Here is an 8949-nt window from a genome sequence, read left to right on the forward strand (position 1 = left end):
CCGGAACCGGCAGACGTTTTTGTCGGAGCCTGCGAGACTGTATTCACACGGATGCCTCGATCGGCCAGTCGGCTTCCATAATTACGCGCGATGCTTTCGAGCAGTGCTTTAGCGTCATTCATATCGGAATACTTCGAGAAAATTCTTTGAGCCCCAATATAGGACAGTGCAATTACGCTGGCGCCGTCATTAATTACATCTGTTTTTTCTGCATAGTTGAGAACTTTATGAAGTGAAATTGCTGAAATATCCAATGTTTGATTCAGCCACTGATAGTTCAAGTCTCTATACTCTGTCTTCTTTCGAACATTTGGAGACATGCCAATCGCGTGAAGAATGAAATCTACACCGCCCAGCTCTTTTTTCGTCTCTTTCATCAATTTTTCAACGTCCTCTTCACTGCTCACATCACATGGAATAATCTTAGCGTTGGTCTCTTCGCTTAACGCATCTAATGTTCCCAAACGGAGAGCAACAGGGGCATTACTCAATACAAAATCAGCTCCTTCACGCTTACAGGCCAGGGCAATTCTCCAGGCAATACTTCTCTCATCCAAAGCACCGAAAATAATCCCCTTTTTACCTTTTAATAATCCATATCCTTTTTCCTGAGACATATCTGTTCTACTAATTTATAGGTTGATTGCTGTTATTTTGATGAAAATAACTACTTCGCCCCTCACATCGAAATATAAAAAGAGATGCAATCTTGAAACCTCACTGATTGTGGGTTTCTTCATTTTGATAATATGACAAAGTGAAGTGCCCTCAACTTTCACAGAAATGAGACGGCGTACATTCTATAAAGAGATGATATAAATTAGTTTCTTCTTTCGGGTATAGAACCGGATTGATCCGAAATAATGACTTCCACCCTGCGATTTTGTTGGCGTCCCGATTCTGTTTGATTGGTTGCTACCGGATAGCGTACTCCATAACCGACAGTTCCAATCCTGTTAGATGAAATCCCCCGATTAATCAATGCGCGCTGTACCGAATTTGCTCTTCTCAAGGAGAGGTTTTGATTATACTCTTCCGAACCGACAATGTCGGTGAATCCCTCAATCATTACATTTCGTTCGGGATACTCATCCAGAAAGCGGGCAAGTTCGGCAACGGCTCGCTGTCCGCCGGCCTGAAGTTCTGCTCGGTCAAAATCAAACAGTACATCACCCAGTGTGAGTACAAGCCCCCGTTCAGTTTGCTGGGCTTCCAGTTCATTAACTCTTGCAGCAAGTTCTTCAGCTCTTTCCCTTGCTCGTTCAGCTTCTGCTCGTTCACTTCGAGCTTCTTCAAGGGCTTGCTCTGCGCGCATTTCAGCACGTTGAGCCTGATCTCTTCTAATATCAATAAGCACCCGCTGCCGTTCAGGTTCAGCTCCCTCAATTTCAACCTGGGCTTTATTCAGATTTGCCGTTTCTCTTGCAATCGCTGTTTTTTGCTTGGCCAGGTATGCATGATGATCAATCAATGTTCGGTCGGCCTTAGCCTCCCAGAGTGTGCGGCTGCGCTCCAGTTCTTCTTCAGCTTCAACAAGAGCTACCGGTGCATAAACCACAACAGATGAGTCTTGTGATACCGTTTCGAAGTCGGATTCTGCCTCTTCAAGCATTGGAGTCATGGCAAGCGGTCCGCTACAGGCCGTTAGCAATAAAAATAGTCCTGGAATAGTTAATAGTCGTCGCATTATCTTCATATTTTCTCGCTATTTATTTTCATCATCTCGATTACTTAGCTCTTCTTCGAGCAGTCTGATACTCTCTCTGAGTTCTCGTACAGCAAGCTGAGTCTTGCCTGAAAGCGTTTTAATCTGTGCCAGTTCGGCATCCACTTTTGCCTGCTCAGCCAGCCTTGCCGCTTCTTCATAATCTTCATTGTTGTATGCAACACGAGCTTGTTCCAATTTTTGTCTGGCCTGACGTATTTCAAGTGGCGCGTAATCTCCGGCTCCTATTTGATCTGCCTGACGAATCATCGTTTCAGTTTCGGTAAGCTGCTGTGTGGGTGGATTCATTGAAGCACATGCTCCTGTGAAAAAAAGCAAGAGGGGTAGTGCCGTTTTTAAAACTTTCATAAACCTGATCCATTATATTGTGTCGAGTAGTTGATGTGTGAAGGCTTGTAAGCCACTCAACTCAAGATGTTCCCCTCATCTGAAAGAAACAGGATCGTTACTTAACTTATTTTAAACTAGAATTATTTATTCAGATTGGTACAAAATCAACCATTTACCTGCCAAAAGGTATGGTAACGCCAAGCCAGGGAACAGCAATTAAATCGCCTCCTCCATCGGTGGGGCGGAAAAGTCCAAAGTCGGCCGCAAACTGCTCTGTAGTCCAGCGTAAACCGGCAGATAGAATTCCACCTGCTTCCGCTTCGGGAATAAAATAGTTCTCTGTCAGCAAAAATAGTCTTCGATTGACACGTACCATACCGCTGATGTTAATTAAAGGCGTTCGTGATACTTCACTACCGGCATATCCGTAACCGATCCCAACAGTCATATTGTTGTTCCGGTTTCCCAGTGTTCCCACACCGTAAAAAAGACCCAGCGTTTCAGACTCCTCTCCTACCAATCCGCCAAACATGGCACCGGCCCCGAGATGAAACCGATCACTTGAAACGGGAATAGTAACCTTAGGCAAAATCCAGACTGGCGTTGTGTTGGCACCAAATAGAAACAGCGGAACAATTCCTCCTCCCAAAGAAAAGTTGTCAGAAATGCCATAATTCACATTGTTAAAGAAGATCCAAGTATTTTGATAGTACCCCTTCCCTTTTTGAAGACCGAGTGCATTGGGTGCAAAAAAGTATCGCGTAGCCTGAGGGTTATCGTACCAGTGAGGTCCATTTTTTATTTGATCAGGATCTATTCGATTCATACTTCGAATATTCTCTCTCAGAATAGTTATTTCACCTACAGACTCAACACTGAGTACCACAGACAGATCATCCTCGGAAATCAGGTAGCCGAAAAAGACATTGCCTTCATTCGTTTCAACGCGATACCACTCTTTTTCCTGGTCCTGGCTCTGTGCAGGTGCTCCGCAAGCTAAAACAAAGAAAAATAGACAAACTCCTATTTGTATCATTTTTTTCATAACGAGAACATTCCTTTTATTCAGATTAAGTTAAACCGGATGCATATGTTCGCGAAACAGAAATCATGCACATACCACTATATGGTACATAATTATAACTTTAGTTTTGATTAAACAGAAACCAAGAAGGACAATACTTGATACAGGACTCAAAAATTAGCAGTTCATCCGGCTTGTCTGTTTGCATTTCTTCTAATTATATATCCATCCATACACCATTTACCTCCTCCGTATATAAAGAATTCAGTGAGAAGCACCAGTACCAAGACGCTATATTCCAATTCAGAAGCAGCCGTCCCCAGATATATATATCTTGCATGAACATAAAATACTGCGCCCGCTAAAATGGATATCTGAACAGCAGCTGCAAGTCTGGTAATTTGTCCAAAGCAAAGCATCAGCCCGTAAATTCATAAGTAAAGATATATGCCACATGTACTTAATTGGTACTATGTGATTTTTATGGATCAGAGTTAGATTATTACTTATCTATATTAATGGCACAAAATCGTTTCATTCCCGTTCTAACTATAATTGCCGGTGTTTTACTTGTAACCGGCGGGCTTTTACTTGTAGGGTTCTACATATATACCGTAGTTCAATCCCTGGGACAGGCCGACTCTTCTCTCATTTTCTGGTATATACCGATTGTTTTCCTTGGACTGATGCTGAGCGCTGCCGGAGTTTTTTTTATAGCTATAGGATATAAGGCACGTACTAAACCGGCTCTTCATAAACTTTCAAAAAATTCACTCATCTTTCTTCTCTTGGTATTCATTTTGACAGTTACATTTGTCTGGATCGGAGAATTCAGGGCAGATCAAACAAGAAAAGAACTTCAAGAGCAGCATAGAGTGCTGTCTAAACTCATGGAAATTGAGAAAATTGAATTCCTTAATATTTCAACGGAAGAATTCACTTTACGCACATCTATAACTGGAGAACAAACCGGTGAATACGAAATGGCTGTAAATATATTCGATTCACAAGATAAGCTGTACCAAACATCTGAACTACACAAACTGAATAATTTGGAAAATGAGATCATTACCGAACTTTCGTTTGATCAAATTTTTGAAGCTTGCAGAAACGACAATTCAACAAACCGCTCCTATTTTTGTGTAGATAATACCGGAACAAGCAATACAAAATTGAACATAAAAATTACATTAACGGCTCGAAGTCTGAACAATGTTGAATTACAACCGGCTGATGTGGAAACATCGTGGACAACTTCGTTGATACTGGACACCATGACCCGAAATGGCTTCGTAAACGTGGAGAGTATAAAAGAAAGATAAAAGAGAAATCACCTCTTTTAAGCCTTTTTAAACGGGTTTTAAACCCAATCATATCCTTTTGTCCTCAGTATTTCCACACTTTTTATTCAGAAACAGAAATATTCACAGATTCTGTGTTGATAATTCAGGGGAATGTCCTTATCATTTGAGACTCTGCATCAATCGATGCTTTTATTGATATTCTAATTAAACGTGCCTGTGTAATGTTTGAAGATTTGTCTTCTAAAATAGAATCAGCCGTACAGTCCTTGAAGGGGCAGTCGAAGATCACCGATGTAAACATCGCTGAGACCGTACGCGAGATTCGTCGTGCCCTGCTTGATGCAGATGTAAACCTGGAAGTTGCCCGTAAATTTACAGAAGATGTAAAGGAACGGGTTATGGGATCCGATGTTCTTACCGCTGTGAATCCCGGCCAGCAGTTCACCAAAATTGTTTATGATGAGATGGTGAAGATGCTCGGCGAAGAGCGAGCTGACCTTGCTGTTGCCAACACACCTCCTACCGTTATCTTAATTGCTGGTCTCCAAGGATCCGGTAAAACCACATTTGTAGCTAAGCTAGCTCGATATCTAAAAAAAGATAATAACAGGAATCCAATTTTAGCTGCCGCCGATGTCTATCGTCCCGCAGCGATTGATCAGCTTAAAACACTGGCCTCAGAAATTGATGTACCGGTTTATTCCATCAACCAGAAAGATCCGGTACGAGTAGCCAAAGAAGCCGTATCGATGGCCAAGAGCCTCGCACTCGATACCGTAATTATTGATACGGCCGGCCGCCTGCATGTGGATGAAAAGATGATGGACGAGGTTGCTGAAATCAAGAAGGCGGTAAATCCTGATGAAATTCTTTTTGTCGTTGACGCCATGACCGGACAGGATGCGGTCAACACAGCCAAAGCGTTTAACGAAACAATCAATTTTGATGGCGTAGTATTAACAAAGATGGATGGCGATACCCGAGGGGGTGCTGCCCTTTCAATCCGTTCTGTTGTTGAAAAACCTATCAAATTTATGAGTACCGGCGAAAAACTGGATGCTCTCTCCCCGTTTTATCCCGATCGTTTGGCACAGCGTATTTTGGGTATGGGTGATGTGGTTTCCCTGGTTGAGAAAGCTCAACAGGAGTATGACGAAGAGCAAGCCCAGAAACTGCAGAAAAAGATCACTTCTGATAAATTCGATCTGGTCGACTTTTATGATCAGATCCAGAAGATCAAAAAGATGGGAAATCTGACCGATCTGGTTGGAATGATTCCCGGTGCCGACAAAGCTATGAAGGATCAGGATTTGGACGAAGATTCGTTTAAGCCTATTGAAGCCATTATCAATTCCATGACACCGGAAGAGCGTCATGATCCTTCACTATTAAATGGAGCCCGTCGTCGTAGAATTGCAAAAGGATCCGGCACGTCTGTTCGTGAAATCAATGAATTGATGAAACAGTTTGAGCAGATGAAGAAGATGATGAAGACGATGAGCAAAATGAATAAAGTAGGCCGCGCAATGGAAGGGTTGAAAAACCTCCCTTTTGGACGCCGGTAAACATCAATAAGAATATATACTAAACAAAACCTTAAAGGAGTACATCATTGATTAAAATACGCTTACAACGAAAAGGAAGGAAGAAACGACCTTTTTACCACATCGTGGTAGCTGACAGCCGTTCTCCTCGTGATGGCCGAATTATTGAACAACTTGGCCGTTTTGATAACGTGAGTGAAAGTAAAGAACTCACTTATGATGAAGAACGAGTAATGCACTGGTTAAAAATCGGTGCTCAGCCCAGCGACACCGTTCGCAGCATTTTCAAAAAAGAGGGAATCCTCTATAAAATGCACCTGATACGATGGGGTAAAAGTGACGAAGAGATTGAAGCTGCACTTGAAGAGTGGAGACAAGCTCGCGAAGAGAAAAGTAAAGATGACGATGTTAGCCGAAAAGCTAAGCAACAGCAAATTCTGAAAGCTGAAGAGAAAGAGTACAAAAAACAGCTTGAAGAGAAAGCTGCCGCCGCCGCTAAAGAGCTCGAAAGAAAGAAAGCTCAGGAAGAGGCTGCCAAAGCAGAAGCTGAGGCTGAAGCGAAAGAAGCCGCTGAAGAAGAGTCGGCCAAAGCTACAGAAGAGACTGCTGATGAAGTAAAAGAAGAAGAGCAGGAAACTGCCGCTGACGAATCTGCAAAAGCTGAAGCTGACGAAAAAGAAGAAGTTAAAGCAGAAGAATCTGAAGAAGCTCCTGCTGAAGAGAAGAAAGAAGCTAAAGCAGAGGAAACCGAAGAAGCTCCCGCTAAAGAAGAAGCAAAAGCTGACGACTCTGAAGAAGAGGAAAAAGCTGAAGCTAAAGAGGAAGCTTCTAAGGAAGAATCTAAAGAAGAGCCGGCTGAAGCTGAGGAGAAAAAAGAAGCTGCTCCTAAAGAGGAGAAGAAAGCTGAAGAAAAAGAAGAAGCTCCTTCACAGGTTTCAACAGATATGAATGCTACCGAAGCAATTGATCATATTAAAAATACTCCGATTGACGATCTGAAAGGGTTTGTTCCTGAAGACGAAGACCGTGTTACGGTACAACGTGCATGGGAAAGCAAGCAGGAAGAGTAATTAGCTAAACCGGTTATGAGTAACTTAGTGAATAACCGGTTTATCGAAATTGGCCGTTTTGGCAGGCCAAGAGGATTGGATGGCAACATTCGTTTTCAGCCAAATGAAAATTTTGTTGATGGACTTTTTGATCAGATCAATCTCTACTATATGAGAAATAAAAGATCTGATCTAATCCCCGTAAGAATTGAATCTTACCGGGTTGAAAAGAAAAGAAATCAACGTACGTTCTTTGTAAAATTTGATTTAATCGCTAACCGGGATGATGCCGATAAGGCTATGGACAAAGCTCTTTTTGTAGTAAACGAAGAGCTTGAAAACCTCACCGATAAACAGGAAGCTAACTCAGTTGATATGATTGGCTACCACGTTTATTCAGAAAATCAGAAAGTGGGAGAAGTGCTGGATACTTTTGAAAATCCGGCTCACCCTATTCTTGAAATAAAGTATCAATCCGGTTCGCTCCTTATTCCAATGGTAGATGAGTATATTGATCGGGTTGATCACGAGCATGGTTCAATTTACTGCAAAAACCTCCATCAATTAACAGAAGAAGGTTAATGCTTAGAATTGACATCATATCAGGTGTTCCTGAACTGCTTCGCAGCCCTCTCGATCACAGTATCGTAGGGCGGGCCAGAGAAAATAATCTGGTTGAAGTTCACACACACGATCTGCGAGAATATTCTGAGGATAAACATCACAAAATTGATGATGCCCCATATGGAGGCGGAGCAGGAATGGTGATGACAGCACAGCCAATTTTTTCCTGTATACGTAAACTGCAAAGTGAAAGAACATATGATGATGTACTCTTTACAGCTGCTGACGGGAAGAAGTTTGAACAGAAGGATGCAAATAAACTGTCACTTAGAAAAAACATTATCATTCTTTGCGGCCACTATAAAGGAGTCGATCAGCGGGTTCGCGACGAACTCATTACCGGTGAATTTTCTATTGGTGATTTCGTACTTTCAGGCGGAGAACTTCCGGCCTTGGTTATGACTGATGCCGTTATTCGACTTCTACCCGGAGTACTTGGTGATGCCGAAAGTGCGCTGACAGATTCATTTCAGGATGATCTTTTGGAGCCTCCGGTCTATACCAGGCCGGCTGAGTTTGAAGGCATGGAAGTTCCGGTCGTATTACGATCCGGTGATCATAAGAAAATTGCTGAATGGCGGTCCGATATGGCGATTGAACGAACCAAACAGAGACGACCCGATTTATACAAAAAATTTAATAAGAAAAACTAAAAGCCCAGTAACGAGGACAATATCATGGATAAATTGAAACTTGTAGAACAGACCGTTGTACGCGACGATCTACCGGAATTTACAGCCGGAGATACCGTAAACGTTCACTATCTTGTTCGTGAAGGGGATAAAGAGCGAATTCAGCAGTACCAAGGCGTTGTTATTAACGAACGCGGAAGTGGTGCCAATAAAACGTTTACCGTGCGTAAAATGTCGGGCAGCGTGGGCGTAGAAAGAATTTTCCCTCTTTACTCACCATTTATAGCAAAAATTGAGATTAAGAAAAAAGGACGCGTCCGTCGTTCTAAACTTTTCTACCTTCGTGATCGAAGAGGTAAAGCAGCAAGAATCCGTGAAAAAGATTCAACAAACGCTACTAATAAAAAGAAGTAGTTCTTATCTTAAAAAGGCGATGCATTAATGTATCGCCTTTTTTTTTGACATCTAAGACGTCATTACTAATCAGCTCTTCCTGATCTGTTCAGAGAGACTTTGAGCTAACTATAAACACAATAGGGTATTATGAATATTATTATTTTCGGTCCTCCGGGAGCCGGTAAAGGTACTCAGGCAAAAAAAATAAAAACCCATTTTGAGATTCCTCACCTCTCTACAGGAAATATTTTCAGAGAAAATATTAAAAATGAAACTCCATTAGGTAAAAAGGTTAAATCAATCCTGGATGCCGGCGAACT

12 protein-coding genes are annotated in these 8949 nt (G+C 42.1%); 7 read left to right on the forward strand and 5 right to left on the reverse strand.

Annotation, left to right across the window (positions count from 1 at the left end):
* The 5 genes from ACESM0_RS11205 to ACESM0_RS11225 all read right to left on the reverse strand — a co-directional run.
* Positions 1–617, reverse strand: a 617-nt coding sequence (locus ACESM0_RS11205; RefSeq protein WP_372906297.1) for an enoyl-ACP reductase, incomplete at its 3' end; no start/stop codon positions are given.
* 203 nt (positions 618–820) lie between these two features.
* Positions 821–1687: an OmpA family protein gene (locus ACESM0_RS11210; RefSeq protein WP_372906298.1), complete on the reverse strand. Its 867-nt coding sequence runs from the start codon at positions 1685–1687 to the stop codon at positions 821–823.
* Positions 1688–1705: 18 nt separating this feature from the next.
* Positions 1706–2074: a DUF4398 domain-containing protein gene (locus tag ACESM0_RS11215; protein ID WP_372906299.1), complete on the reverse strand. Its 369-nt coding sequence runs from the start codon at positions 2072–2074 to the stop codon at positions 1706–1708.
* 154 nt (positions 2075–2228) lie between these two features.
* Entirely contained in the window at positions 2229–3101 is an 873-nt protein-coding gene (locus ACESM0_RS11220) for a hypothetical protein (protein ID WP_372906300.1), read from the reverse strand.
* A gap of 164 nt (positions 3102–3265) precedes the next feature.
* Complete coding sequence (locus tag ACESM0_RS11225) at positions 3266–3499, reverse strand: hypothetical protein (protein ID WP_372906301.1); 234 nt, start codon at positions 3497–3499, stop codon at positions 3266–3268.
* Between the two features lie 99 nt (positions 3500–3598).
* Here ACESM0_RS11225 and ACESM0_RS11230 point away from each other — a divergent pair, with 99 nt between their 5' ends.
* The 7 genes from ACESM0_RS11230 to ACESM0_RS11260 all read left to right on the forward strand — a co-directional run.
* Positions 3599–4402 (forward strand): hypothetical protein, encoded by an 804-nt coding sequence (locus ACESM0_RS11230; RefSeq protein WP_372906302.1) that lies wholly within the window; start codon positions 3599–3601, stop codon positions 4400–4402.
* Between the two features lie 203 nt (positions 4403–4605).
* On the forward strand, positions 4606–5949 hold the full coding sequence (gene ffh, locus ACESM0_RS11235; protein ID WP_372906303.1) for a signal recognition particle protein: 1344 nt from the start codon (positions 4606–4608) through the stop codon (positions 5947–5949).
* Positions 5950–5996: 47 nt separating this feature from the next.
* Entirely contained in the window at positions 5997–6998 is a 1002-nt protein-coding gene (rpsP, locus tag ACESM0_RS11240; protein WP_372906304.1) for a 30S ribosomal protein S16, read from the forward strand.
* Between the two features lie 15 nt (positions 6999–7013).
* Entirely contained in the window at positions 7014–7559 is a 546-nt protein-coding gene (rimM, locus tag ACESM0_RS11245) for a ribosome maturation factor RimM (protein ID WP_372906305.1), read from the forward strand.
* A complete protein-coding gene (trmD, locus tag ACESM0_RS11250) occupies positions 7559–8254 on the forward strand; it encodes a tRNA (guanosine(37)-N1)-methyltransferase TrmD (protein ID WP_372906306.1) in 696 nt (231 codons plus the stop codon). The genes rimM and trmD overlap by 1 nt, the downstream gene beginning before the upstream one ends.
* Before the next feature lie 24 nt (positions 8255–8278).
* A complete protein-coding gene (gene rplS / locus ACESM0_RS11255; protein ID WP_372906307.1) occupies positions 8279–8647 on the forward strand; it encodes a 50S ribosomal protein L19 in 369 nt (122 codons plus the stop codon).
* A gap of 129 nt (positions 8648–8776) precedes the next feature.
* Positions 8777–8949: nucleoside monophosphate kinase (locus ACESM0_RS11260; protein WP_372906308.1), on the forward strand; the 173-nt coding region annotated here is incomplete at its 3' end.

Source organism: Rhodohalobacter sp. (assembly GCF_041686455.1).
In the GTDB taxonomy this organism is placed as follows: domain Bacteria; phylum Bacteroidota; class Rhodothermia; order Balneolales; family Balneolaceae; genus Rhodohalobacter.